Raw genomic sequence first — 25,558 nt, forward strand, 5'->3', positions numbered from 1 at the left:
GCTCAGGCCCTCCCCAGCGCGAGCGGCTCGCGCGCCACGGCGATGAAGAGCTCCTCGAGGGACGCCCTGCCGTGCTCGTGGGGCAGCGTCCTCGGGTCTCCTTCGAGGAGGACCCTGCCGCGCGACAGGAAGAGCACGCGGTGGCAGACCTCCTCTACCTCATACATGTTGTGGGACGTCCACAGCACGCCGCCGTGACCTTGCGTGGCGAAGTCGCGGATGCGGCCGCGGATGTCGCGTGCGGTGGACGGGTCCAGCGAGGCGGTGGGCTCGTCCAGCAACAGCAGGTGCGGGCGGTTGAGCATGGCCTTGGCCAGGGCCACGCGCGTCTGCTCGCCCGAGGAGAGCACGCCGCAGCGCGTGTCGCGGAAGCGCACCAGGTCGAACTGCTCCAGCAACTCGGAGATGCGCGCGGACAGGGACTTCACGCCGTAGATGAGGCCGAAGACGCGCAGGTTCTGGAACACGGTGAGGTTGCCCGGCAGCGGTGAGTACACGGCGGCGAAGTTGGTGCGCTCCAGGGCCTGGGAGCGCTGGCGCGCGAGGTCCACCTCCTCGATGCGGATGGAGCCGGAGGTGGGCTCCAGCACGCCGAGAAGCATGTTGATGGTGGTGGTCTTCCCCGCACCGTTGGGCCCGAGCAGCCCGACAATCTCGCCGTGGCCCACGTCGAAGGAGACGCCGTCCACGGCGACCGTGTCACCGTAGGACTTTCGCAGCGCGGAGACGGAGAGCACCTTCGACGCGGGAGGCACCCGCGAGGTGCCGGGTGTCGTCACTGGAGTTGTCATATGGGGGCGGCATTGTTCCCCAGCTCCGGTGTCCACGTTCCGTAAACCGGGGTCGCGGACCGAGTCCGGTGGCGGAACCGTGGAGTGGAGCACCCCTTGTGGACGCGGGTTGGGGGTTTCACGTCACTGCCGGTGGACCTGGAGTCAACGGTGGCGGGCCGGGGCGATGAGGTCCGGCCCCACGGCGGAGACCTCCGCCACTCCGGCGAGGGCGAGCGCATGGGCGGTGTCCACGCGCAACCCATCGAGCACGCCGCGCACGCCGTCCGCGCCACCAGTGGCGAGGCCCCACAACACGGGCCGGCCCACGAGCACCGCGCGGGCCCCCAGCGCGAGCGCGCGCAGCACGTCACGGCCGGTGCGCACGCCGCCGTCGACGAGGACGGGGACGCGGCCCCCGGCTGCCTCCACCACCTCGGGCAGGGCCTCCGCCGTGGACACCGCGCCGTCGAGCTGGCGCCCACCATGGTTGGAGACGATGAGGCCGGCGGCGCCGTGGTGCAGACACTCGCGCGCATCATCTGCGCGCAGCACGCCCTTCACGAGCACCGGCAGGCCGGACAGCTCGCGCAGCCAGTCGATGTCCGCGAAGGTGACATCGGGGGCCTGCTCGGCCAGGTCGCGACGGGTGAGCCCTTCCAGGTTGGCGAGGAAGTCCTCCTCGGGAAGGGCCAGGGCGGAGTCGCCCCTGTCGCGGCGCTTGCGGCCGACCACCGGCGTGTCACCCGTGAGCACCAGCGCGCGGGCGCCCGAGGCGACGGCACGCTGCACGAGTGCGCGGGTGAGGCCCCGGTCCTTGAAGACGTAGACCTGGAGCCACCACGGGCCGGCGAGGGCGGCCACGTCCTCCACGCGGCGCGAGGCGCGCGAGGAGAGCACCAGCAGCGAGCCGGCCTCACGGGTGCCCCGCGCGGTGGCCAGTTCTCCTTCCGGATGCGCGAGCGAGTGGAACGCGGTGGGCGCGACGAGCACGGGCGCGGCGAGCGGCGTGCCGAGCACCTCGGTGGCGGTGCGCACGGAGGACACGTCGCGCAGCACGCGCGGGCGAAGGCGCACGCGCGCCCAGGCGGCGGTGTTGTCCGCGAGCGTGGTCTCCTCGCCGGAGCCGCCGGCGTAGTAGTCGAACACCGCCTCGGGCAGCCGCGCGCGGGCCTCGGCCTCCAGCGCTTCGTACGGGAGCATGCGTGGCGGGCTACCACGGCACGGCGGGCGCTTGAAGCCACGGACGCGAGCGGGGGTGCGTTCGCACGAGGACCGGGCACGCGCGTCGGCGGTCCGGGAGCGTCCTGTTCGGAAATGTCGGGGGTTTTGCGCGGCGGTCTCAACCGGTGAACGCACCAGTCGGGATGCACGGCATAGCGGCGTGCATCCGGGGAGGTGTCCGGTGCAGAGGCGAGGCAAGCTCGGCAGGATGAGTGCAGAGGACTGGCTGGCGGTGCGGCGCTCGGTAGCGGCCGGGCAGACGCTGGAGGCGGCAGCGCGGGCGGCAGGGGTGAGTGAGCGCACGCTGCAGCGGCTGCGCCCTGGGGCGGGCAGCATGATGCAGAGGGCCCACGTGCGTTCCGCTTTGCGGCTGTCGGTGCAGGAGCGCGAGGAAATCTCGCGGGGCTGCGGGCGGGCGACTCGCTGCGTGCCATCGCGAGGCGCCTGGGCCGGGCGGCCTCCACGCTCAGCCGTGAAGTGGCCCGTACCGGTGGGCGCAAGCGCTACCGGGCGTGGCGCGGCGAGCGGGGCGCAACGCACCGGGCACGGCGTCCCAAGCACACGAAGCTGCAGGAGTACCCACGGCTGCGCCAGGAGGTGGAGCGGCGGCTGGAGGAGTGCTGGAGTCCTCAGCAGGTTGCCGCCAGTCTCAAGCGAGACTTCCCGCACTGCCCCGAGCTGCACGTGTCCCACGAAACCCTTTACCGCAGCCTCTACGTCCAGACGCGCGGCGCCCTGCGCAAGGAGCTCACCGCGTGTCTGCGCACGGGCCGCACCCAGCGCCGGCCCCAGGGGCGCACGGACCTACGCGGCCAGTTGCCGGACAAGCTGATGCTGAGCGCGCGTCCACCCGAAGTCGAAGACAGGGCCGTGCCGGGCCATTGGGAGGGTGACCTCATCCTCGGTAAGCAAGGCAAGTCCGCGGTGGGCACGCTGGTGGAGCGCCACAGCCGCTACGTCATGCTGCTGCACCTGCCCGAGGGCCGCACCGCGGGCCACGTGCGCCAGGCCCTCACCCACAAGATTGGCCAGCTGCCTGACGCCCTGCGCCGCAGCCTCACCTGGGACCAGGGCAAGGAGATGTCCGAGCACGTGCGCTTCACCCTCGACACCGCCGTGCAAGTCTACTTCTGCGACCCGCACAGCCCCTGGCAGCGCGGCAGCAACGAGAACACCAACGGCCTGCTGCGCCAGTACATGCCCAAGGGCATGGACTTGAGCCACCTCTGCGCGCAGCAACTCGATGCTATCGCCGCCCAACTCAACAGCCGCCCGCGCCAGACACTCGACTGGCACACCCCCGCCGAGGTATTCGCCCGAGCCGTTGCGATGACCGGTTGAGACCGCCCGCCGCGAAAAGTCCCGACATTTCCGAACAGGGAGCCTCATCACCATGCCCGGGAGCCTTCAGCGCCGAGCGGTGACGCTCCCCGATTGCGCATGCCGAAACCATGAGGGTTCCGTGACGATTGCCGCGCCCCCCTCCCGTACCGTCCCGGCGAACACTGACGAAGGGAGCACCCATGGCGGCATGGAGACTCAGCGTGGCACTGGTCGCGGTCCTGGCGGTGTTGCTTCCAGGAGCGGGGCATCCCTGTCCCATCATGCCCATGACAACCTGGGAGCTCACGCAACAGGCCGAGCACATCGTCCTGGGCCGGGTGGTACGAAGCTGGCGCGCGAAGCCCACCCCGTGGGACGTCGCTTCTCCCCTGGAGACGGAGGACGCCCGCATCTTGCGCGAGCGACTCCGGGACCTCGCGCCCCGGGACCGGGTGGAGCTCGAGGTGCGCGAAGCATGGAAGGGCGCCCCCGCCAGGACCTTCACCATCGTCTCGGATGAGAATTGGGATGACCTGCTCCACGCCCAGGAGCGTCATGGAAAGGACCACACGCTGCTCGTCTTCCTCAGCCCCGAGGATGATGGCTGGCACACGACGGGCTACGAGTCCGAGCGGGTGCTCGCGAACGAGGACGTGGCGGCCTGGAGGGAGCGGGTGAAGGAGGCGCTCGCGCTCCAGGCGCTCGCTTCCGTGCATGAGCAAGCTCTCGTGGACTGGAACGTGCTCGCGGTCTCGAACCTCGCCACCCGGCTGGATGGACTGACCTCCCTCTTTGACCAGTACCCCCTGTGGTACTCCGACCGCGACCATCCCCTGGAAATCCCGCACCCGCACCCGCTCCACTCCGCGGCGCAGCGACGCATCGCCGACAGCTTCATCGCGCACCCGGGCCCACCGTCGATGGTGTGGCTGATGCTCCTGGCGTTGGACGGGCAGGGGCATCCGGACGTGGACCGTGTCGCGGCCGGGCTCATCGACCAGCAGCTCGCGAATGGCGGCGACGATTTCCTCGAGCTCCAGGGGGCGCAAGACGCCATGGACCTGCTGAGCGCACGGCTCGGAGCGAGCAGCCCCGGGACGGACCGATGCAGGCATCACCAACTGGAGGCCATGCACCTGGCGACGCTCACGGCGTGTGTCCGGGCGCGCTGGGACCACCTCCGCGCGATGCTCCCGGAGCCGCGCCCCTGAGGCCCTCCTCCATGACACGACGCGGCTGACCACTTCCGAACGAGGGCCGGCCCTCGGGTGCCAGGGACGTGCGACTGCGGGACGCCCCATCCTCGCCAGTCCTCACCCACACCGCCGACGCGGGAGATTGCACATGTCGAAGGTCTATGAAGCTCCGGGGCAGCCGGGCAGCCTGGTGCGGTTCAAGAACCGGTATGGGAACTACATCGGCGGTGAGTTCGTCCCGCCCGTGCGAGGCCAGTACTTCGAGAACATCAGCCCCGTGAACGGCAAGCCGTTCTGCGAGGTGGCCCGCTCCACCCACGAGGACGTGGAGAAGGCACTGGACGCCGCGCACCGGGCGAAGGACGCGTGGGGTCGCACGTCCGTCGCCGAGCGTTCGGACATCCTCAACAAGCTCGCCGACCGCATCCAGCAGAACCTGGAGATGCTCGCGGTGGCCGAGTGCTGGGAGAACGGCAAGCCGGTGCGCGAGACGCTCGCCGCGGACCTGCCGCTGGCGGTGGACCACTACCGCTACTTCGCCGGAGCCATCCGCGCGCAGGAAGGCGCCCTCAGCCAGATTGACGACCACACCGTCGCGTACCACTTCCACGAGCCGCTCGGCGTGGTGGGGCAGATCATCCCGTGGAACTTCCCGCTGCTGATGGCGACGTGGAAGCTCGCCCCGGCGCTGGCCGCGGGCAACTGCGTGGTGCTCAAGCCGGCGGAACAGACGCCCTCCTCCATCCTGCTGCTGATGGAGTTGGTGGGCGACCTGCTGCCACCCGGTGTGGTGAACGTGGTGAACGGCTACGGCATCGAAGCGGGCAAGCCGCTCGCGAGCAGCAAGCGCGTGGCGAAGGTGGCCTTCACCGGCGAGACGACGACGGGCCGGCTCATCATGCAGTACGCGTCGGAGAACCTGATTCCAGTGACGCTCGAGCTGGGCGGCAAGTCGCCCAACATCTTCTTCGAGGACGTGCTCTCCAAGGACGACGACTTCGCGCGCAAGGCGGTGGAGGGCTTCACCATGTTCGCCCTCAACCAGGGCGAGGTGTGCACCTGCCCGTCGCGCGCGCTGGTGGCCGAGCGCATCTACGAGGAGTTCATGCACCACGCGCTGGAGCGCACGCGCAAGCTGGTGCAGGGCAACCCGCTGGACACGGCGACGCAGGTGGGCGCGCAGGCGTCCAACGACCAGTTGGAGAAGATTCTCTCGTACATCGACATCGGCAAGAAGGAGGGCGCGAAGGTGCTCACGGGCGGCGGCCGCAAGGCGCTGCCGGGCGCGCTGGCCGAGGGCTACTACGTGGAGCCCACGGTCTTCGAGGGCACCAACCGGATGCGCATCTTCCAGGAGGAAATCTTCGGCCCGGTGGTGTCGGTGACGAAGTTCCGGGACATGGAGGACGCGCTGGCGGTGGCGAACGACACGCTGTACGGGCTGGGCGCGGGCGTGTGGACGCGAGACCAGAACATGGCGTACCGCATGGGCCGGGCAGTGCAGGCGGGCCGCGTCTGGGTGAACTGCTACCACCTGTACCCGGCGCACGCGGCGTTCGGCGGGTACAAGCAGTCGGGCATCGGCCGTGAGAACCACAGCATGATGCTGTCGCACTACCAGCACACGAAGAACATGCTGGTGAGCTACGACCCGAAGCCCACCGGCCTCTTCTGATGCGCGTGGAACGAGTCACCGTGACACCGGCGGCCGAGGCCCTCCTGCGCAGGATGCAGGGGGTGCACGGGCCGCTGCTGTTCCACCAGTCCGGGGGCTGCTGTGACGGCAGCGCGCCCATGTGCTTCCCTCTCGGCGAGTTCCGCGTGGGGCAGCAGGACGTGTACCTGGGCACCGTGGTGGGCACGCCGTTCTACATCTCGGGGCCGCAGTTCGAGTACTGGCAGCACACGCACCTGACGGTGGACGTGGTGCCGGGACGCGGCAGCGGCTTCTCGGTGGAAGCACCCGAGGGCGTGCGGTTCCTCATCCGCTCGCGGGTGTTCGAGGACGCGGAGTACCACGCGTTGCAGGAGCAGGGGCCGCCACCACGAGGGCCCCAGCACGAGCAGCGCGGCTGACCAGGGGCTGCGTGGCCCGCACCGCGGACCCGCTTCGGGGGGCCCGGGAGCGGTGTCGGACCGCCCTGTTCGGAAATGTCGGGGGTTTTGCGTGGCGGCGAAATGTCCCGACATTTCCGAACAGGACGCCTCCAGCCTCAGCCTGGCCCGGCGTCCCGAGGCGCCGTCACTCGAGCTCCATGTCTTCGGTTCCGGGAAGCGGCCCGGCCCGGAGAGCGGCCCGGGAGGACTCGCGTTCCGCCTCCCTGGCAACCCGGGCCTGCTCGGCCCGAGCGAGGTCGGGGCCCCTGCGCGCCCGGATGACTTCCAGGTAGGGGGCCATCGACGTCCCGACGCGACAGATGCCCGCGAAGCGCAACAACTCCTCCTGTGAGCACCGGCCCGTCAGCAAGGCATCGCCCAGGGCGCGCACCGCAATCGGGTAGCCCAGCTTGCCGCGGTACTTGAAGAGGTCGGCCACCGTCTTGGCCACGCTGTAGACGGGCACCTGGACGCCGTGGATGGAGCGGTACTCGATGCCCTCGGACAGCGCGAGGCCGGAGAAGCGCACCACCTGGAGTGGCGGTTCCTCCCAGCGCGGCTTGCGTGCCTTCTCGTCGATGGCCATCCAGACCTTGTCGGGCTCCTCCCTCGAGAGTCCGTGAACCCAGAGCGCGGTCTTCAGGCACAGCACGCCTCGGGGAACACGCCTGGCGGCCACCGCCGCTGCCGGGAACTCGAACCGGTAGGGGCGCCAGAGGCCACGAGCCACCTTCGTCAGGGAGCCCATGCGCACCCGTAACTGGAGCTCCGAGCGGGGCATGCCGCGCGCTTCCAGGTCACGCCAGCGCAGCAGCCCCATTTCCTCGGCCAACGTCATCACCGCCGGCCGGTTCTTTCGTCCTGGCCGGAGTCTCGTTCTGCTCACCATCCCCCACCCCCAAAACCCCCGACATTTCCGAACAGCACGCCGCGAAACCTACCGGGGTGGGCTGACACGCCTACCTGACAGGCGAAGCTCGGGGTGCCCGTAGGAGTGCAGAGAACCGCCTCGCTGAGCAGTAAGGAGCCGCCCCGGCGATTACGCGCCGTGAGGGCCACCAGGGCGTCCGCGAGGAGGCGTGTCCCTCATCACCAGGTACGGCATGAGGTGCCTGCCTGCTTTCGTGGAACTTCCCGCGGGCCCACGGTGTCTGGGCCGGCCACCAGGAGGCAGATTTGGAACGCGTCAGTGGCCGGCGTGCGCCGGCGGGGTCGTGGTGCGCCGTCATGTTCGCGGTCGTTCTCGGCGCCGTCTCCGCGGAGGCAGCGGGAGGCGCTCCCTCCGCGACCCGCGCTCCCGCTGCCGACAGCAGGCCCGAGCCCGCGATGGAGAACGCCGCCGCCCTGGGCCGCGTCTGGGGCACGGTGAAGTACGCGCACCCCGCGCTCGCCTTCCGCGAGGTGGACTGGGATGCCGCCCTCATCGACGCGCTCCCCAGGGCCACCGCCGCGACGACGCCCGAGGCGCTCGCCGAGGCCGTCCAGTTCATGCTGCGCCGCCTCGACGACCCGCTCACCCGCGTGGAGCGCGACGCGCCGCCCGCTTCAGCCCAGGAGTCCACCAGGGCCCCGGGCCCCTTCTCCCGCGGGTCCGGTGACGTGCTCGTGGTGGACCTGGACCGCCGCTACTCCAACCTCAATGAACTCTTCCCCGCCATGGCGGCGCTCGCGCCCGAGCTGGCGAAGGCCCGCCGCGTCCTCGTCGACCTGCGCGCCAGCGGCCCCGACGAAGCCATCTGGATGGACATGGCGCTCGGCTTCCTGGAGCGCTCGCTTCCCTCGGAGAAGGTGACAGCGCCCGCCGAGCGCTTCCGCGTGTACTCCGGCTTCCCCGTGCAGCTCGGCCCCAGCTCGGGCGGCTACAGCGCCTCGGTGGAGACGCGGCTGGCCCGCACCTTCGCTCCCGCGCCCGGCACTCCGAAGCGCTCCGTCGCCTTCCTCGTCAACGGCCGCACGCCGCTGTCACCGCTGCTGCTGGCCCTGCGCGCCTCACCGCGCACCTTCCTCGTGTCCCAGGGCGCGCTCGACGAGTCCTCCGCCGTGCAGGTACGAAGGGTGCCGCTGCCGGGCGGCCACCACGCGGTGGTGCGCGCATCGGAGCTCGCCTTCCCTCCCGGCTCCCCCGGACTGCGCGCGGACGTCACCGTGCCCGCGGGTGCGGACGAGCAGGACTCCGGCCCCGCCTTCCAGGCCGCCCTGCGCCTGTTGCGCTCGGGCTCCGCTAAGCCTTCCACCCGTACCTCCACCCCGAGCACGACGCTGCCCACCGGCGGCCCGGACGACGCCTACGCGTCTTCCCCTCGCGCCTCCACCCCGAGCACGACGCTGCCCACCGGCGGCCCGGACGACGCCTACGAGGCCATGCCCTATCCGGCCGAGCCCTACCGCATGCTCGCCGTCATCCGCTTCTGGAACGTGATGCGCTTCTTCCATCCGGACCCGAAGGCGCTGCGCCACTGGGACCATGTGCTGCCCGCGTTCCTCGCCCGCGCCCGTGAGGCGGCCGACGCGCCCGCGTACACGCGCGTCCTCTACGCGCTGGCGGCTCGCGTGGATGACGGCCACATCTTCGTCGCGGAAGGCGGCGTGCCGCTGCGCTCGCTCGCGGAGGCCAGCGCGCCCCTCGGACTCCAGGCCGTGGAGGGCCGCTTCCTCGTCACGGAGCTGCCCGTGCCCGAAGCCGCCCGCGCCGCCGGCATCTCCATCGGCGACGAGGTGCTGTCCGTGGCCGGAGAGCCCGTGGCCACCCGCGCCGAGCGGCTCGGCGCGCTGCTCGGCGCGTCCCACGCCGCCGCCCGGCAGGCGCGCGTGGCGAGCCTCCTGCTCGCGGGCGCGGATGGCACTCCCGTGGTGATGATGCTCCAGGGCGCGGATGGCCGGATGAAGGAGTCGAAGCTGCTGCGCTCGCGAGACTTCCTCCCCTTCCTCCGCACGCCTCCGGAGAGCCCCACCCCGTGGAAGAAGCTGGAGGGCGGCGTGGGCTACGCGGACCTGCGGCTGCTGCGCGCGGAGGGCGTGGACGCCATGCTGGACGCGATGAAGGACACGCGCGGGCTCGTGCTGGACTTGCGTGGCTATCCACAGGGGAGTGCGTGGGCCCTGGCTCCGCGCCTCAACACGCGCGGCGCCACCACGTCCGCCCTCATCGCCCGGCCACTGCTGTCCGCGGGCGAGGTGCGCGAAGTGCGCCACCCGGAGGCCCTGCCCACCACCGACAAGCCGCTCTACCGGGGCCGCGTGGTGGTGCTCGCCGACGCGCGCACGCTGAGCCAGGGCGAATACACGGCGATGATGATTCAGGCCGCCTCGGGCGCGAAGCTGGTGGGCAGTCCCACCGCGGGCGCAGTGGGTGACACCACCAACGTGTGCCTGCCCGGCGCCGTCTGCGTCCTCTTCACCGGCCAGCGCTTCGAGACGCCCGACGGCCGCGCCGTGCAGGGCGTGGGCCTGCGCCCCGACGTGGAGGTGCAGCCCACCGTGAGCGGCCTGCGCGCCGGCCGCGACGAGGTGCTCGAGCGGGCGCTCACCCTGCTGCGCGAGGAGCTTCGCGCGGAGCGCTGAGCACGGGAGCGACCTGCCCCCGTGGGCCATACCTGCTGCGCGAGGAGCCTCGCGCGGTGCGCTGAGCACGAGAGCGACGTGCCCTCGTGGGCTCGACCTGGACCGGACCCGCGACACGACGCGCGGCCGCCGCTCACCGCCCCGCGTCGAGCCCGCGCGGCAGCCGCACCGTGAAGATGGAGCCCGAGCCCGGGCGACTCTCCACCTCGATGCGTCCGCCCATGGCGTCCACAATCTGCCGGCTGATGTAGAGCCCGAGCCCGAGCCCGCCATAGTGCCGCTCCGACACGGCGCGCTCGAAGCGCCCGAACACGCGCGCCAGGTCCTCCGCGGCGATGCCGATGCCCTCGTCACGCACCGACAGTCGTACTTCTCCGGCGCCCTCGGGAGCCGCCTCCACCACCACGGGCCGGCCCGCGCCGTACTTCGCCGCGTTGGTCAACAGATTCACCAGCACCTGGTCCAACCGCAGCGAGTCCCACCGTCCCGGCAGCGGGCCCGACACCTCCACGCGCACCGAGCACCCCGCCTGGGCGAACACCTCCTCCATCCGGTCCACCGCATCGCGCACCGCCTGGCCCAGGTCCACCTCCGCGGGCTCCAGCGCCAGCCGGCCCAGGGAGATGCGACTGACGTCCAGCAGGCTGTCCACCAGCGCGGTGAGCCGGTGCACCTGGCGCATTGCCGTGGACAGCCGCGGGCCCACCTTCTCGTGCGACTCGGCGCCCAGCGCGCGGCCGATGAGCCCGTGCTGCAGCTTGAGGCTGGTGAGCGGCGTCTTCAATTCGTGGCTGGCCACGGAGAGGAACTCGTCGCGCAGCCGCACCGCCGCCTGCGCGTCCCGGTACAGCGACGCGTTCTCCAGCGCCACCGCCACCCGCCGCGCCAGTTCCTCCGCCATGGTGACGTCCGAGGTGCCCAGCCGCCGCTGCGGGGGCGCGGTGCCCAGCGTAACCACGCCCAGCGTGCGCCCGCGCGTCCGCACCGGCGCCGAGAGCAGCGAGTGCGGGTCCAGCACCTCCAGCAGCGCCCGGTGCTCGGGCCCCTCGCACATGCGCTCGCGCAGGTCCTCGCCCACCTCCGGCAGGTAGCGCGTCTCCCCCACCCGGAAGCAGTCGCGCGCCAGGTGCAGCGTGCCGTCGCTCAGCGTGGGCGACAGCGTGGACAGCACGAAGGCGTCGCGCGTCGCGTCCCGGTGGGCGGCGGCCACGCACCGCAGGGCACCATCCGGCCCCGCCAGCTCCACCAGGCAGAAGGTGGCCACGCCTCGCGCCGCCGCGCGCGCCACGTGCTCCAGCGTCCACTCCACGTCGTCCAGGTGCTCCGCCAGCGCGCGGCTCGCGTCGAGCAGGAAGAACAGCCGCTCCTCGGCCTCCTTCCCCATCTCCAGCGCATGGTGCAGCCGCTCGCCGCGCTCGCGCAGTGTCTCGTACAGCGTCGCGCGCTCCAGCGCCTGCGCGCACTGGTACGCCAGCGCTTCGAGGAAGGCGCGCTCGGCGGGGACGAAGGCGCGCGGCGCATCCCAGGCCAGCACCAGGAAGCCGCGCGTGCCCCGCTCCACCAGCAGGGGCAGGAGGGCCCGCGCGCCCTCGCCCAGCGCCACCACGGTGTCCCTCGCGGGGTCCGACTCGGAGAACATCGGCTCCAGGTGGGTGAACCAGTGCGCCTCGCGCCGCTCCCGCGCCCGCCGCAGCAGGGTCTCCTCGGAGACCTTTCGCGACCGGAAGTATTCGATGAGCTCCGGCGTGTAGCCGAAGGAGCCCCGCACGGTGATGCCGTCGTCCTCCCGGACCTCGAGGACGGCGCCGCGCACCGCGCCGCTGGTGCCCAGCCCCTCGCGCATCACCACCTCGGCGACCTCTTCGCCGCTGACGGCGCGAGACAGGGCCGCGGTGACGGCCTGCAGTCGCTCGGTGCGCACCTGGGCCTCGCGCGCCTCGGCGTACAGCAGCGCGTTGTCCATCGACAGGCTGGCGCGGCGAGCCAGCTCCAGGGTCAGCTCCAGCTCCGCTTCCTGGAAGCTTCCGCCTTCGTCGCTGCGTATCAGCGCGACGGCGCCCAGCGTCCGGCCGCGCGCCCGCAGCGGGATGATGATGCCGGAGCGGATGCCCAACTGCTTCGCCACCTCGAGCTGCTCGGGGACGCGCATCATTCCCGGCAGCATCACGTCCGTCACCTCGGGCAGGAACACCGGCTCGCCCGTGCGCAGCACCTCGGAGACGGCGCCCGGGGTGGACAGGTCCGGGGGCCGCAGGCGCCACAGCTCATGCACCAGCGCCACCTGCTCCGGCTCCCGGTGCATCGCGGCCACGCGCTCCACCTGGCCGTCGTCGGTGAGGACGTCCACGACGCACCAGTCCGCCAGCACCGGCACCGCCAGCTCCGCCAGTCGCCGCAGCACCGTGCGCCACTCCAGCGACGAGGACAGCAGCTCCCCGGCGGTGGCGAGGAAGGCGATGCGCTCCTCCGCGTCGCCGCGTCCATCGAGGCGCACGGACGTCCCAGCGCCCTCGCGCGGGCGCACGGCCCCACCCCCGGTGGGAACGGAGGCTTCAGAGGTCTCGCGCGAGAGCACGCCTTCACCACCTCCGGAGACGAGCGCTTCGGAGCCCTCGCGCACGAGCACGTTTCCACTGCTGACGGGAACGGGCGCCCCGGAACCCTCGGGCGGAGGCACGCCTCCACCGTCGGCGGTGACGGGCGTGGGCGGCTCGGCCACGGACGCGGGCCGCGACGAGGACGGAGGGCGGCGCGACATGGCGGCCCCAGATAATGACGCACCCGCGAAGCGGCCACCGGCCCCCTCCCCGGAGTACGAGACGAGTGTCAGGTGGCGGACCCGCAAGCTCACGCTTCGCGCAGGCGGGCTCACCGCGAGTGCGGGACTCAGCCCACGCGACGAGCCCCGCCCGGCGGGTGACAGGCCCGGAAGGAACGTTCCTTCCACGGGTCCGCCATGAGGGCGCCTCGGCGGAGTGCCGCGTCCTCTGGTTGCTCGGCTCACCCCGCGCCGGGGGCCGCGGCGGGAGGGTCCCACCACACGGCGCCCTTGCCCTGGATGGCCTCGCGGGCGTGCTCGCGCACCCGCGCCAGCTCCTCGGTGGACAGGGGCTGGAAGGCGGCGGCCGCGCGCAGCGCCGCGTCCTGCTCGTTGGGGTGGCTCATGCCCATCAGCATGACGTCCGGATCCAACGTGAGCGTGTAGCGCACGCAGGCCTCCACCGTGAGGTGCGGCAGCAACGGTGCGTCCCGGTCCTCGCGCCCGCCGGAGCCCACCTTGCCGCGAGGCCGTGCCTCCAGCGGCCGGCCATAGCCCTCCGTGTCGCCCAGCAGCTTCCCCGCGCCGAACGTCTTGAAGGACACCACGCCCACGCCCAGCGAGCGCGCCAGCGGCAGCACGTCCTCCACGTAGCGCGCGTCCACGAAGGGCCCCAGGGGGAACATCACCACGTCGCACAGCCCCGAGCGCAGCGCCGCGCGCAACACGTCCGGGTGGTGACTGGAGATGCCACGGAAGCGCGCCTTGCCCTCGCGCACGCACCGGCCCAGTTGCTCCAGGCCACCACCGGGCGCGGCCAGCCGCTCCCACGCCGCGGGCTCCGACACCGCGTGGAAGACGAACAGGTCCACCGCGTCCAGGCCCAGCCGCCGCAGGCTGCCCTCCACCTGGGGCGCCACCGGCGCGTCCAGCACGTCCACCTTGTCGATGAGGAAGACGCCGTCGCGCCGCCCGCGCAGCGCCTCGCCCACGGTCTCCTCGCTCAAGCCCTCCTCGTAGTTGGGCGCGGTGTCGATGACGTTGAGCCCGGCGTCGAGCGCACGGCGCAGCGTGCGGACGAGCGCCTCGCGGGGCGTGGCGCGGTCGGCGATGTCACCGATGCCCACCGCCGTGGCAATGAAGCCGGTGCGCCCCAGGGCGCGGCGCGGCGTGAAGCGGGGAAGCGAAGAGGCGGCCATGAGCCACGAGTTGTCGCGGGAGCCCCCGCCACCGTCAAGCAGCTCCATGGCCCTCCGGGTGACACCGTGCGCCGCCGGCCACGGTGCCCCCTGCACAACGTCAGCGAGTCACCGGAAGCTTCGGCCCCGGCCTCACCGGAAGCTTCGGCCCCGGCCTCACCGGAAGCATCGACCCCGGCCTCACCGGAACGGGCCGCTCACCTCGAACGTCATGCCCCCATCGTCCATGCCGGTGACGCCCCGCTGCGAGCTGAAGTACAGCCGCCGCCCGTCCGGACTGAAGGCGGGGCCGGTGATTTCCGAGCTGTCGTGGCCCACCAGTCGGATGAAGGGCGCCACCACGCGATTGGGGCCCGGGGTGATGATGCAGATTTCCATGTTGCCGCCATCCTCCGCCACGTAGAGGTCGCCCGAGCGCGACACGGTGACGTTGTCCACGCCGGTGAGCGGCGAAGTAGAGGAGAGGTCGTCGTAGATGACCTCCAGCTTCCCGGTGGCCGGCGTGTGGGCCCACACGCGGTTGTCTCCCTTGGTGGTGAAGTACACGACGCCGCTGTCGTACCAGCAGCCCTCGCCGCCATCGAACACCGTCGTCTTCGACGCCACGGACGACTGCGAGGACGCCGGGCTGGCCGCGGAGCATTTCACCCAGCTCAGCGTGGCCGTGCCGGCGACCGGGTCTCCCGTCACCTTCGCCGCCTGCAACGTGCCCGCCGTCAGCGAGGGCCACGCGGACGGCGTGAAGCGGTAGAAGCGCCCGCTGCCGCTGTCCTCCGTGAGATACAGCCGCCGGCCCACCGGGTCCACCGCCACCGCCTCGTGCGGGAAGGTGCCCAGCGCCCCGCGCGCCACGCCCTGCGACGGCCGCGTCGGGTCGCACTCCCACACCTTGCCGTCGCTGTGCTCCTCGCACGACAGCCACGTGCCCCACGGCGTCGGGCCGCCCGCGCAGTTGACCTGCGTGTTGGCGAGGATTCGCCACGCGCCCACCACCGCGCCGCCGCCGTCGAAGCGCACCGCGCTCGCACCGCCCCCGTCGTACAGCTCGCTGTTGGACGCGTACACCCAGCCACCGGCGGGCAGCGGGAAGCACGCCCCGCCGTCCGGCGCGCCGTGCCACGTGTAGCCCGTGCCCGCCACCACCCGCCCCGAGCCGGCGATGAAGCGCGACGAGAAGCCCGCCGGCAGCCGAATGCCGTTGGCATCGGGCGAGCCGGACATGGCGCCATACGGGCTCGGCCCCGGCCGGGCCGGCGCGGCGTACGCCTCCTTCCAGAAGGCGGGTCCCAGGGCCAACGCTCCGCCACCCAGCGCGGAGAGACGAAGCAAGTCACGACGGTTCAGGCGCATCCATGCTCCTCCAGAAAGGTCTGAAGGATTAGTATTTCATGGATTCGCGGAACCAGGGTGACGTCGGTGCAATCCGTCGCTGACGGGCGCGTGTCGTGCCTACGCGCTGCTGCGCGCGGCGCGGTTCTTGTCCCAGATGGCGTAGAGGATGAGGAGGAAGGCGAAGAGGCGGACCACGTAGATGAAGTAGCGCCGCTCGTCGCCCACGTCGATGAGGGCGCCCGCCACCGCGTTGCCTCCGAGCAGCGCGAAGGCCAGCGCGAAGAAGCCGAAGAGCCTGTCGCGCGACTGCTTCCAGAAGCGCAGGAAGAACAGGGCGCACGCGAACCACGCCATCGCCGTCGCGCCGTTGAGCATGGGGTTGATCATGCGTCCACCTTCACGAGGCATCCCAGATGAGGCCGTAGAGCAGGATGGCCGCGCTGGCCATGCCGGTGACGAGCCGGGGCACGTACAGGTCCACCGACGTGGGCAGCAGCACCAGGTCCACGAAGAGCAGCATGTTGTTGACGACCAACCCGGCGAAGCACAGCCCGCTCCACAACAGCAGGCGCGACTGGGTGCGCTTGTAGGCGCGCAAGAGCAGCACCGCGCAGGCCACGCTGGTCAGTGCGCAGAGGATGTAGACGGCCTCAGCCATGGCCACCGTCCTTGTCCTTCTTCAACACGAAGGCCTCGGCGAAACCCCGGACCTTGTCCAGGGGCCGGGTGAAGATGAAGGTGATGACGCTCACCCGCTTCGCGCCATACACGGCCGCCAATTCCGTCACCGCCTGCACGTCCTCCGAGTCGGTGGGACTGAAGCGCCAGGCCGGCGGATTCGCCCCGTTGCCCACCAGCAACCCGCGCGCGGCCAGGTCCACCAGTCGCGCGGTCGCCGAGGATTCTGTGATTCGCAGCTCCAGGCTCACCTCTGACGCAGTCCACTCCCGGTCCGCTCGGGCACGAAGCAGGAGGAGCACCTCCAGCTTCTCGAGGGAGTCGATATGCGTCGTGATGAAGCGCTGGACCCGCGGTGGAAGTCCGGCATCGCTCACGCGCCCACCTTGCCCATGTTATTTTGTGCGTCAACCATTTCCCTCGCGAGGATGTTCAGCGCTGGGGGTACCGGGGTTGGACGCCTGGCCGGTGTCCACCGCTGGAGGGGAGCCGTCCGGTGGCGGCAGGTTGCGCAGGCCCTCGACGAGGCGGTCCGCATCGAGCGGGGCGTCGCGCGACAGCAGGGCCCGCCGCAGCTCGCGCTCGGTGGCGCGCAGCGCCGTCACGTCCAGCAGCGCCAGGAGCACCGTCTCCGGGCGGCCGTGCATCTGCGGCATCAGCGCGCTGAAGGCGAGCGCCGCGCCGTGCTGCCCGTTGAGCTCCCACTCCACCGTCACGCCCTGGAGGGCCTCGCCCCGGGCCGCGCGCATCAGCGGCATGGCCGCCTCCGGCAGCGGCTGCCCATCCGGGCCCCGGAAGATGGCGTCGGCGTAGAGGTCCTTCGCCTCGCGGTAGGCCAGACACCCGCCGGCCAGTCCCTGTGCCGCCCGGTTGGCCAGCAGCGTGCGGCCGCTGTCCGGCTCCACCAGCGCCAGCGGCGTGGGCAGCGCGGCCAGCACGGCCTCCAGCCAGCGGTACTGGCTGCGGCTCGTCTCCATCTCCCGCCGCAGCAACTCCTCGCGCACCCGGCCGCGCTCCACTTCCGCGCGCCGGTTCGCCTCCGCCAGCTCGCGCTCGTGCTCGTGCCGCTGGACTTCGCGCAGCGCCTCGGCCTGCCGCCGCACCAGCTCCGTCTTGCGGAACAGGTCCACGAAGACGCCCACCTTGGAGCGGAGGATTTCCGGCTCGTAGGGCTTGAGCAGGTAGTCCACCGCGCCCACCGCGTAGGCGCGCAGCTCCGGCAACTGTCCCTGCGACAGCGCGGTGAGGAAGAGGATGGGGGTGTCGCGGCTGCGCTCGCGCTCGCGGATGAGCTGCGCCGTCTCGAAGCCGTCCATCTCCGGCATGACGACGTCCAGGAGGATGACGGCGAAGTCGCGGGTGAGCAGGTGGCGCAGCGCCTCGCGGCCGCTGCGCGCGGTGACGAGCCGTTGCCCCAGCGGCGCCAGCGTCGCCTCCAGCGCCAGCAGCCCTTCCGCCTGGTCATCCACCAGGAGGACGGAAGCCGGCTCCAGCGTCACCGCTGGCAGGCGCTCTCGCGTGGGCGGGGTGCTCAAGACTGCACCTTGGCGCGCGGCACGTACGCCAGGCGCGCCAGCCAGGCGCCCACCGTGCCCAGCGACAGCCGCTCCAGCGGGCCGTCCTGTCCACCGCCGCCCTCCCCGTCCTCGCCCACCACGGCCACGCGGCCGCCGCGCGCCTGGAGCAGGGCCAGCCCCGCCGCGCCGTCCTCGTGCCCGGTGAAGAGCAGGCCGGCGGCCCGGGGGCCGTAGCTGTCCGCGGCGGACTCGAAGAGAGCGTCCAGACAGGGCCGCTGGCCGTGCTCGGGCGCCTCCACGGACAGGGCCACGCAGCCCCTGTCCACCAGCAGGTGGTAGCCCGCGGGCGCCAGGTACACGCGGCCGGGCGTCAAATCATCCTTGTCGTCCGGCTCCACCACCGGCAGCGCGCAGCGGCGCCCCAGCGGCGCGGCCAGCGCGTCATGGGGCCCCCGGTGCAGCGCCAGCACCACCGGCGCCGACAGCTCCCGGGGCAGCAGCGTCAGCAGCGTCTCCACGTCCGCCGCCGCGGCGCGCGGCGCTCCCACCACCAGCATGCCGATGGAGCTCATTCCACCCTCCGGAAGATGCGGCCCGAACCCTCCAGCTCCTCGTACGCCGCGGCATGCGGCGTGCGCGCCAGAGACTCCTTGCGACCCAGGCACAGGAAGCCGAAGCGGGCGAGGCTCTCGAAGAGGCGCCCATGCACGCGGTTGTGCAGCGTGCGGTTGAACGTGAGCAGCGTGTCCCGGCAGACGATGACGTGGAACTCGTTGAACGAGCCGTCCGTCGCCAGGTTGTGCTGGGTGAAGAAGATGCCGTCGCGCAGCTTCGGCTGGAGCAGCGCCCAGTTGCCGTCGCGCATGTAGTAGTCGGCGAGGGCGCCCTTGCCGCCGCCCTCCACGTACCGGCGCGCGTCGTCCTCGGTGGGCAGCGGCAGCACGCCGGTGCGCGCGTCCGCCAGCAGCCCCTCGCTGGAGTCGGACGCGTACAGCCGGCACTTCCCCCACAGCCCTTCTTCTTGAAGGAGGATGGCCAGGGCGTAGGTGTCCTCGCCCGTGCCGCAGCCCGCATGCCACACGCGCACCGACGGCCAGGTGCGCAGCACCGGCACCACGCGCGCGCGGAAGTCGCGGAAGAAGGCCGGGTCCGAGAACAGCGACGTCGGCGTGCAGGACAGCGTGCGCAACAGGCCGTCCATCGCCTCGCCGTCATGCAGCACGCGGGCCTGCAGCTCGGAGAAGGTGTCCAGCCGCTCCTCGCGCAGGTGCCGCCGCAGCCGCCGCAGGAGCAGCGGCCGGGCATGGCTGCGCAGGTCGAAGCCCCACTGCCGGGCCACGCCCTCGAGGAGCAGGTCCACCTCGATGGACTCCAGCTCCGCGCTGGGAGTGGCCGAGCTCAACTGGAGACCTCCGTGCGCGGGCCGCGAGGCTGCGCACCGCGCGGCGCGTGCAGCCAGACGCGCAGCAGGCTGAGCAGCTTCTCGATGTCCACCGGCTTGGTGATGTAGTCGGACGCGCCCGCCTCCAGGCACTTCTCGCGGTCTCCCTTCATCGCCTTGGCGGTGAGGGCGAGAATCGGCAGGTGGCTGAAGCGCTCCATGCGGCGGATGGCGCGCATGGCCTGATAGCCGTCCATCTCCGGCATCATCACGTCCATCAGCACCAGCTCGATGTCGGTGTCCTTGTCCAGCAGGCCGAGTCCCTCTCGCGCGCTCTCCGCGAAGGCCACGCGCATGCCGTAGCGCTCCAGCACCGTGTTGAGGGCGAAGATGTTGCGCACGTCGTCGTCCACCACCAGCACCTTGCGGCCGACGAGCAGCGGGTCCCTCTCGCGCGCCTTCTCCAGCATGCGGCGCTTGGGCTCGGTGAGCTGCGCGGGCGCGCGGTGGAGGAACAGGCTCGTCTCCTCCAGGAGCCGCTCGGGGCTCTGCGCGTCCTTGACGACAATCGCCTCCGCCACCCGCCGCAGCTCCGTCTCCTGGGAGCGCGTCAGCTCGCGGCCCGTGTACACGATGATGGGCGGCCCGCCGGCGCCGTGCAGCTCACGGATGCGGCGGATGAGCTCCGTGCCCGACATGTCCGGCAGGCCCAGGTCCAACACCATGCAGTCGAACCGGCGGTCGGCCAGGGAGGAGAGGGCGTCCGCCCCGGTGCCCACCGCCGTCGTGCGTACGTCCTCGCTGCCCAGCAATTCCAGCAGCGTCTGCCGGTGGACGTCGTCGTCCTCGACGATGAGCAGCGCGCGGCCCTTGCGCTCGACGAAGCTCTTCAGCGACGCCAGCGCCTGCGCGGCGATGTCCGGGTCAGCCGCCGCCCGGAGGTGGCCGATGGCGCCCAGGTTGAGCGCGCGCTCGCGGTGGTCGGCATCCGACACCGTGTACACCGGCAGGGCCCGCGTCGCGGCGTCGTGCTTCAGCCGGTCCAGCACCACCCAGCCCGCCATCTCCGGCAGGTCCAGGTCCACGGCCACCGCCACCGGCCGCGCGTTGCGCACGGCGTCCAGCGCTCCCTCCACCTCCGTGGAGACGAGCACCTTGAAGCCCGTGCCCTGCGCCGCGGCCCGCAGCCGCGCCGCGTGGTCCGCGGTGTGCGTCACCGCCAGCAGCACCCGGTCTCCCGGCTGGATGGAGCCGCGGTCGTCCTCGATGTCCAGCCGGACCACGGGGAAGGTGCCAGGAATGTCGAACGTCAGCGCGGGCTGCGCCGGGGCCGCATGGAGCGGCTCGCGGGCCCGGGTCTCCTGCGCGGGGCGCTGCTCCACCACGAAGTCCAGCGGCAGGTACAGGGTGAACATGCTGCCCTTGCCCACCTCGCTCTCCAGTCGGATTTCGCCGCCGAGCAGGCGCGCGATTTCGCGACTGATGGACAGGCCCAGGCCGGTGCCGCCGTACTTGCGCGCGGTGGAGCCGTCCGCCTGCTGGAACGCCTCGAAGATGATTTGATGCTTGTCCTTCGGGATGCCGATGCCCGTGTCCACCACGGAGAAGGACACCACCGACGGGGCCGTGGTCAGCACCGCGTGGTCCGTCGTCCAGCCGCTCTTCGCCATGCCGATGCGCAGCGCCACCGTGCCGGACTCGGTGAACTTGAAGGCGTTGGACAGCAGGTTCTTGAGCACCTGCTGCAGGCGCTTGGCGTCCGTCTCCAGCTCGCCGGGCAGCGCTTCCGCCAGCCCGATGGTGAACTCCAGCCCCTTCTTGTCCGCCACCTGCCGGAAGGTGCGGTCCACGAACTCGCGCAGGTCGCTGAAGCGCAGCGGCCCCACGTCCACGGCCATGGTGCCGGACTCAATCTTGGACAGGTCGAGGATGTCGTTGATGAGCTCCAGCAGGTCCGCGCCGGAGGCGTGAATCGTCTTCGCGAACTCCACCTGCCGCGTGCTGAGGTTGCCGTCGACGTTGTCGCTGAGCGTCTGGCTGAGGATGAGCAGCGAGTTGAGCGGCGTGCGCAGCTCGTGGCTCATGTTGGCGAGGAACTCGGACTTGTACTTGGAGGTGAGGCTGAGCTGCTCCGCCTTCTCTTCGAGGGCGCGCTTGGCCTGCTCCACCTCGCCATTCTTCCGCTCCACCTCCGTCTTCTGCTCGGAGAGCAGCTTCGCCTTCTCCTGCAGCTCCTCGTTGGTGCTGCGCAGCTCCTCCTGCTGCCGCTTGAGCAGCTCCTCGGACTGCTGGAGCGACGTGGCCTGCTGCTCCAGGCGCTTGTTCGTCTCCGTGAGCTCCTCCTGCTGCTTGCGGAGCTCGTCGGTGAGTGCCTGCGACTGCTTCAGCAGGGCCTCCGTGCGCATGTTGGCGGCAATCGTGTTGAGGACGATTCCGATGGACTCCGTGAGCTGCGCCAGGAAGCCCAGGTGCACCTCGCTGAAGCGATGGAAGGAGGCCAGCTCGATGACGGCCTTCACCTCACCCTCGAACAGCACCGGCAGCACGACGATGTTGCGCGGCACCTCCTCGCCCAGCCCGGAGGAGATGCGGATGTACGAGTCCGGCACGTCCGACAGGAGGATGGGCTCCTTCTCCAGCGCGCACTGCCCGACGAGCCCCTCGCCGTACTTGAAGGCGTTGGCCAGCCCCTTGCGCTCGCGGTACGCGTACGACGCCAGCAGCTTGAGGACATGCTCCCCGGCCTCGGCGCGCTCGGAGATGTAGAAGACGCCGTGCTGCGCGTCCACCAGCGGCGCCAGCTCCGACAGGATGACCTTGGACACCGTGAGGAGGTCGCGCTGCCCCTGGAGGACGCGGGTGAACTTGGCCAGGTTCGTCTTCAGCCAGTCCTGCTCCGTGTTCTTGCGCGTGGTGTCCTTCAGGTTGCGGATCATCTCGTTGATGTTGTCCTTGAGGGCGGCCACTTCGCCCTGCGCGGACACGGTGATGAACCGCGTGAGGTCACCCTTCGTCACGGCCGTTGCGACCTCGGCAATCGCGCGCACCTGTGTGGTGAGGTTGGCGGCGAGCTGATTCACGTTGTCCGTGAGGTCGCGCCAGATGCCGGCGGTGCCGGGCACGCGGGCCTGGCCACCCAGCTTTCCTTCGATACCCACCTCGCGGGCCACCGTGGTCACCTGGTCGGCGAACACCGCGAGCGTGTCAATCATGCCGTTGATGGTGTCCGCCAGCTCGGCGATTTCGCCCTTCGCGTCCACCACCAGCTTGCGCTTCAGGTCGCCGTTGGCCACCGCCGTCACCACCTTGGCGATGCCGCGCACCTGGGTGGTGAGGTTGGAGGCCATGCTGTTCACGTTGTCGGTGAGGTCCTTCCACGTACCGGCCACGCCCTTCACCTCGGCCTGACCGCCCAGCTTTCCTTCCGTGCCCACCTCGCGGGCGACGCGCGTCACCTCCGAGGCGAACGAGGAGAGCTGGTCCACCATCGTGTTGATGGTGTTCTTCAGCTCCAGGATTTCTCCCTGCACGTCGACGGTGATCTTCTTGGACAAATCACCGCGGGCCACGGCCGTCGTCACTTCCGCGATGTTGCGCACCTGCGACGTCAGGTTGGACGCCATGCTGTTCACGTTGTCGGTGAGGTCCTTCCACGTTCCGGCAACGCCCTTCACGACGGCCTGCCCGCCCAGCTTTCCTTCGGTGCCCACCTCACGGGCGACGCGAGTCACCTCCGAGGCGAACGAGTTGAGCTGGTCCACCATCGTGTTGATGGTGTTCTTCAGTTCGAGAATCTCTCCGCGCACGTCCACGGTGATCTTCTTGGAGAGGTCACCATTGGCGACGGCCGTCGTCACCTCCGCGATGTTGCGCACCTGCGCGGTGAGGTTGGACGCCATCGAGTTCACGTTGTCGGTGAGGTCCTTCCACGTTCCACCGACACCGCGCACGACGGCCTGTCCACCCAGCTTTCCTTCCGTGCCCACCTCGCGGGCCACGCGAGTCACCTCGGAAGCGAAGCTGTTCAGCTGGTCCACCATCGTGTTGATGGTGTTCTTCAGTTCGAGAATCTCTCCGCGCACGTCCACGGTGATCTTCTTCGACAGGTCGCCCCTCGCCACCGCCATCGTCACCTCGGCGATGTTGCGCACCTGCGACGTCAGGTTGGACGCCATGCTGTTCACGTTGTCGGTGAGGTCCTTCCACACGCCGGCAACACCCTTCACGTCGGCCTGACCACCGAGCTTCCCGTCGGTGCCCACTTCCTTGGCGACGCGCGTGACTTCGGAGGCGAAGGCGCGGAGCTGGTCCACCATCGTGTTGATGGTGTTCTTCAGCTCCAGCACCTCACCCTTCACGTCGACGGTGATCTTCTTCGACAGGTCACCGTTCGCGACGGCGGTCGTCACCTCGGCGATGTTGCGCACCTGCGACGTCAGGTTGGACGCCATGCTGTTCACGTTGTCGGTGAGGTCCTTCCACGTCCCACCGACACCGCGCACCACGGCCTGCCCACCCAGCTTTCCTTCCGTGCCCACCTCGCGGGCGACGCGAGTCACCTCGGAAGCGAACGAGTTGAGCTGGTCCACCATCGTGTTGATGGTGTTCTTCAGCTCGAGAATCTCACCGCGCACGTCCACGGTGATCTTCTTGGAGAGGTCACCGTTGGCGACGGCCGTCGTCACCTCGGCGATGTTGCGCACCTGCGACGTCAGGTTGGACGCCATGCTGTTCACGTTGTCGGTGAGGTCCTTCCACGTACCGGCAACGCCCTTCACCATGGCCTGACCGCCGAGCTTCCCCTCCGTGCCCACCTCGCGGGCCACGCGAGTCACCTCCGACGCGAAGCTGTTCAGCTGGTCCACCATCGTGTTGATGGTGTTCTTCAGCTCCAGCACCTCGCCCTTCGCATCCACCGTGATTTTCTTGGACAGGTCGCCGTTCGCGACGGCGGTCGTCACCTCGGCGATGTTGCGCACCTGCGCCGTGAGGTTGGAGGCCATGGAGTTCACGTTGTCCGTGAGGTCCTTCCACGTACCGCCCACGCCCTTCACGACGGCCTGGCCGCCCAGCTTGCCTTCCGTACCCACTTCACGCGCCACGCGCGTCACTTCCGAGGCGAACGAGGAGAGCTGATCCACCATCGTGTTGATGGTGTTCTTCAGCTCGAGAATCTCGCCGCGCACGTCGACCGTAATCTTCTTGGAGAGGTCGCCCCTGGCCACCGCCGTCGTCACCTCGGCGATGCTGCGCACCTGGGCGGTGAGGTTGGAGGCCATGGAGTTCACGTTGTCCGTGAGGTCCTTCCACGTGCCGGCCACGCCCTTCACCTTGGCCTGTCCACCGAGCTTTCCGTCGGTGCCCACCTCGCGGGCCACGCGCGTCACTTCCGAGGCGAACGCGCCGAGCTGCTCCACCATGCCGTTCACCAGCCGGGCGGTGCGGAGGAACTCGCCCTTCAGGGGCCGTCCGTCCACCTCCAGCGCCATCGTCTGGGACAGGTCGCCCTTGGCCACCGCGCCGATGACGCGGCCCATTTCCGTGGTGGGCTGCACCAGGTCCGCCACCAGCGTGTTGACGGACTCCACGCAGTCCGCCCAGGAACCCACCGCGCCCACCACGTTGCCACGGTGGGTGATGCGGCCCTCCTTGCCGACGACGGTGCCGATGCGCTCGAACTCGCGAGCCATGCGCTCGTTGAGCTCGATGATTTCATTCAGCGTGTCGGCCACCTTGCCGGCGCTGCCCACCTTGTCCATGGGCATGCGCTGCGAGAAGTCGCCCTTGCGGACGGCGGTGAGCACGCGCAGCAACTGGCGTGAGTCCAGGGAGTTGGCGTCGTCTTCCTCACGGGCCCGTGACGGCGGAGGAGGGGCCACCGCGGGGGGGCGGCGGGGAGAAACCTTCTTGGTGGTCATGTGAGCCCCTGGTCGGTCCGGGAACGGCGGAGCCTTCGACTGCCGTGGGACGGGAATCTCTTGGCGTGGCGGTGTTCTCCCGCACTGGCGCGGACTTGAGCCAGCCCCCCAGGCAGTGCTGCCTGGTCACCAGGCGACAGTGCAGGGTCCGTCTGTCCGGCAGCGGACAGCGATGCACTCCAGGGATGGGAGGGTCCTCAGGAACCCTTCGCGCGGAGTCGCTCGATGAGCGCGGGCAGCTCCTGGAGGAGCTCCGCGTCGGAGCGCTCCACGGTGGCCTTGATGTACGCGGGCGTGACGGGCTCGACGGCCGCCGCCATGGGGGGAGGCGTCCCCTTCAGCATCTGCCCCAGCATGCGCAGGCGCTGGCCGCGGTCCGCGAGCCGGCGCGTCAGCACCTCCAGGGCCTCCACCGCCTCCGCGTCGAGCTGCTGCGTGGCCAGCACCTCGCGCAGCAACTGGAGCTGGCGATTCAAGGCGCTGTCGTAGACCGACCGGGAAAGGGTCTCCATGTTGCCTCCAGGCGCCACCGGCCCCACGCGGCCCGCAAGCTAGGTCCTGCCTCATCGGGTTGGCTACCCGCCCCCCTCGCGTTATTCGTCCA

18 protein-coding genes and 1 pseudogene are annotated in these 25,558 nt (G+C 70.7%); 5 read left to right on the plus strand and 14 right to left on the minus strand.

What is annotated here, in order from left to right:
• Positions 1 to 2 precede the first annotated feature (2 nt).
• Together OV427_RS15940 and OV427_RS15945 are read right to left on the minus strand one after the other, a co-directional pair.
• Positions 3 to 791, minus strand: a complete 789-nt coding sequence (locus tag OV427_RS15940) for an ABC transporter ATP-binding protein (protein WP_267856970.1) — start codon at positions 789 to 791, stop codon at positions 3 to 5.
• Positions 792 to 935: 144 nt separating this feature from the next.
• Positions 936 to 1,973: an alpha-hydroxy acid oxidase gene (locus OV427_RS15945; protein ID WP_267856971.1), complete on the minus strand. Its 1,038-nt coding sequence runs from the start codon at positions 1,971 to 1,973 to the stop codon at positions 936 to 938.
• A 229-nt stretch (positions 1,974 to 2,202) separates the two neighbouring features.
• Here OV427_RS15945 and OV427_RS15950 point away from each other — a divergent pair.
• The 4 genes and pseudogenes from OV427_RS15950 (at position 2,203) to OV427_RS15965 (ending at position 6,589) form a co-directional block, all read left to right on the plus strand.
• Positions 2,203 to 3,335: pseudogene (locus tag OV427_RS15950) on the plus strand (IS30 family transposase).
• A gap of 203 nt (positions 3,336 to 3,538) precedes the next feature.
• A complete protein-coding gene (locus OV427_RS15955) occupies positions 3,539 to 4,528 on the plus strand; it encodes a hypothetical protein (protein WP_267856972.1) in 990 nt (329 codons plus the stop codon).
• Between the two features lie 133 nt (positions 4,529 to 4,661).
• Positions 4,662 to 6,188 carry an aldehyde dehydrogenase family protein gene (locus OV427_RS15960; protein WP_267856973.1) on the plus strand — a complete coding sequence of 509 codons (1,527 nt, stop codon included), beginning with the start codon at positions 4,662 to 4,664 and terminating at the stop codon, positions 6,186 to 6,188.
• Entirely contained in the window at positions 6,188 to 6,589 is a 402-nt protein-coding gene (locus tag OV427_RS15965; protein ID WP_267856974.1) for a DUF779 domain-containing protein, read from the plus strand. Before OV427_RS15960 ends, OV427_RS15965 begins: the two co-directional genes overlap by 1 nt.
• Positions 6,590 to 6,755: 166 nt before the next feature.
• Here the strand turns inward: OV427_RS15965 and OV427_RS15970 are convergent, their stop codons facing one another.
• Entirely contained in the window at positions 6,756 to 7,448 is a 693-nt protein-coding gene (locus tag OV427_RS15970) for a type IV toxin-antitoxin system AbiEi family antitoxin domain-containing protein (protein ID WP_267856975.1), read from the minus strand.
• 389 nt (positions 7,449 to 7,837) lie between these two features.
• Here OV427_RS15970 and OV427_RS15975 point away from each other — a divergent pair, with 389 nt between their 5' ends.
• Complete coding sequence (locus OV427_RS15975; RefSeq protein WP_267856976.1) at positions 7,838 to 10,171, plus strand: S41 family peptidase; 2,334 nt, start codon at positions 7,838 to 7,840, stop codon at positions 10,169 to 10,171.
• Between the two features lie 133 nt (positions 10,172 to 10,304).
• Here OV427_RS15975 and OV427_RS15980 read toward each other — a convergent pair whose 3' ends face one another.
• The 11 genes from OV427_RS15980 to OV427_RS16030 form a co-directional block, all read right to left on the minus strand.
• Entirely contained in the window at positions 10,305 to 12,929 is a 2,625-nt protein-coding gene (locus OV427_RS15980; RefSeq protein WP_267856977.1) for a GAF domain-containing protein, read from the minus strand.
• Positions 12,930 to 13,171: 242 nt separating this feature from the next.
• On the minus strand, positions 13,172 to 14,176 hold the full coding sequence (locus OV427_RS15985; protein ID WP_267856978.1) for an aldo/keto reductase: 1,005 nt from the start codon (positions 14,174 to 14,176) through the stop codon (positions 13,172 to 13,174).
• A gap of 132 nt (positions 14,177 to 14,308) precedes the next feature.
• The gene (locus OV427_RS15990) at positions 14,309 to 15,478 is read right to left on the minus strand and encodes an alkaline phosphatase PhoX (RefSeq protein ID WP_267856979.1); all 1,170 of its coding nucleotides are present in this window, start codon (positions 15,476 to 15,478) and stop codon (positions 14,309 to 14,311) included.
• 99 nt (positions 15,479 to 15,577) lie between these two features.
• Positions 15,578 to 15,847, minus strand: coding sequence for a DUF5985 family protein (locus tag OV427_RS15995; RefSeq protein ID WP_267856980.1), 270 nt, complete (start codon positions 15,845 to 15,847; stop codon positions 15,578 to 15,580).
• Between the two features lie 10 nt (positions 15,848 to 15,857).
• The gene (locus OV427_RS16000) at positions 15,858 to 16,118 is read right to left on the minus strand and encodes a DUF5985 family protein (RefSeq protein WP_267856981.1); all 261 of its coding nucleotides are present in this window, start codon (positions 16,116 to 16,118) and stop codon (positions 15,858 to 15,860) included.
• The gene (locus tag OV427_RS16005; protein ID WP_267856982.1) at positions 16,111 to 16,515 is read right to left on the minus strand and encodes a hypothetical protein; all 405 of its coding nucleotides are present in this window, start codon (positions 16,513 to 16,515) and stop codon (positions 16,111 to 16,113) included. The genes OV427_RS16000 and OV427_RS16005 overlap by 8 nt, the downstream gene beginning before the upstream one ends.
• Positions 16,516 to 16,545: 30 nt before the next feature.
• Positions 16,546 to 17,673, minus strand: a complete 1,128-nt coding sequence (locus OV427_RS16010) for a response regulator (RefSeq protein WP_267856983.1) — start codon at positions 17,671 to 17,673, stop codon at positions 16,546 to 16,548.
• On the minus strand, positions 17,670 to 18,227 hold the full coding sequence (locus OV427_RS16015; RefSeq protein ID WP_267856984.1) for a chemotaxis protein CheB: 558 nt from the start codon (positions 18,225 to 18,227) through the stop codon (positions 17,670 to 17,672). Before OV427_RS16015 ends, OV427_RS16010 begins: the two co-directional genes overlap by 4 nt.
• On the minus strand, positions 18,224 to 19,057 hold the full coding sequence (locus OV427_RS16020) for a CheR family methyltransferase (protein WP_267856985.1): 834 nt from the start codon (positions 19,055 to 19,057) through the stop codon (positions 18,224 to 18,226). Before OV427_RS16020 ends, OV427_RS16015 begins: the two co-directional genes overlap by 4 nt.
• A complete protein-coding gene (locus OV427_RS16025) occupies positions 19,054 to 24,954 on the minus strand; it encodes a HAMP domain-containing protein (RefSeq protein WP_267856986.1) in 5,901 nt (1,966 codons plus the stop codon). Before OV427_RS16025 ends, OV427_RS16020 begins: the two co-directional genes overlap by 4 nt.
• Positions 24,955 to 25,151: 197 nt before the next feature.
• Positions 25,152 to 25,466: a hypothetical protein gene (locus OV427_RS16030; protein ID WP_267856987.1), complete on the minus strand. Its 315-nt coding sequence runs from the start codon at positions 25,464 to 25,466 to the stop codon at positions 25,152 to 25,154.
• Between the last annotated feature and the right edge of the window lie 92 nt (positions 25,467 to 25,558).

Source organism: Pyxidicoccus sp. MSG2 (genome assembly GCF_026626705.1).
Classification (GTDB): Bacteria; Myxococcota; Myxococcia; order Myxococcales; family Myxococcaceae; genus Myxococcus.

Coding starts and splice junctions, on each gene's coding strand:
- OV427_RS15940 (WP_267856970.1), bottom strand. CDS start 791: ATGACAACTCCAGTGACGACACCCGGCACCTCGCGGGTGCCTCCCGCG.
- OV427_RS15945 (WP_267856971.1), bottom strand. CDS start 1,973: ATGCTCCCGTACGAAGCGCTGGAGGCCGAGGCCCGCGCGCGGCTGCCC.
- OV427_RS15960 (WP_267856973.1), top strand. CDS start 4,662: ATGTCGAAGGTCTATGAAGCTCCGGGGCAGCCGGGCAGCCTGGTGCGG.
- OV427_RS15965 (WP_267856974.1), top strand. CDS start 6,188: ATGCGCGTGGAACGAGTCACCGTGACACCGGCGGCCGAGGCCCTCCTG.
- OV427_RS15970 (WP_267856975.1), bottom strand. CDS start 7,448: ATGACGTTGGCCGAGGAAATGGGGCTGCTGCGCTGGCGTGACCTGGAA.
- OV427_RS15975 (WP_267856976.1), top strand. CDS start 7,838: ATGTTCGCGGTCGTTCTCGGCGCCGTCTCCGCGGAGGCAGCGGGAGGC.
- OV427_RS15980 (WP_267856977.1), bottom strand. CDS start 12,929: ATGTCGCGCCGCCCTCCGTCCTCGTCGCGGCCCGCGTCCGTGGCCGAG.
- OV427_RS15985 (WP_267856978.1), bottom strand. CDS start 14,176: ATGGAGCTGCTTGACGGTGGCGGGGGCTCCCGCGACAACTCGTGGCTC.
- OV427_RS15990 (WP_267856979.1), bottom strand. CDS start 15,478: ATGCGCCTGAACCGTCGTGACTTGCTTCGTCTCTCCGCGCTGGGTGGC.
- OV427_RS15995 (WP_267856980.1), bottom strand. CDS start 15,847: ATGATCAACCCCATGCTCAACGGCGCGACGGCGATGGCGTGGTTCGCG.
- OV427_RS16000 (WP_267856981.1), bottom strand. CDS start 16,118: ATGGCTGAGGCCGTCTACATCCTCTGCGCACTGACCAGCGTGGCCTGC.
- OV427_RS16015 (WP_267856984.1), bottom strand. CDS start 18,227: ATGAGCTCCATCGGCATGCTGGTGGTGGGAGCGCCGCGCGCCGCGGCG.
- OV427_RS16025 (WP_267856986.1), bottom strand. CDS start 24,954: ATGACCACCAAGAAGGTTTCTCCCCGCCGCCCCCCCGCGGTGGCCCCT.
- OV427_RS16030 (WP_267856987.1), bottom strand. CDS start 25,466: ATGGAGACCCTTTCCCGGTCGGTCTACGACAGCGCCTTGAATCGCCAG.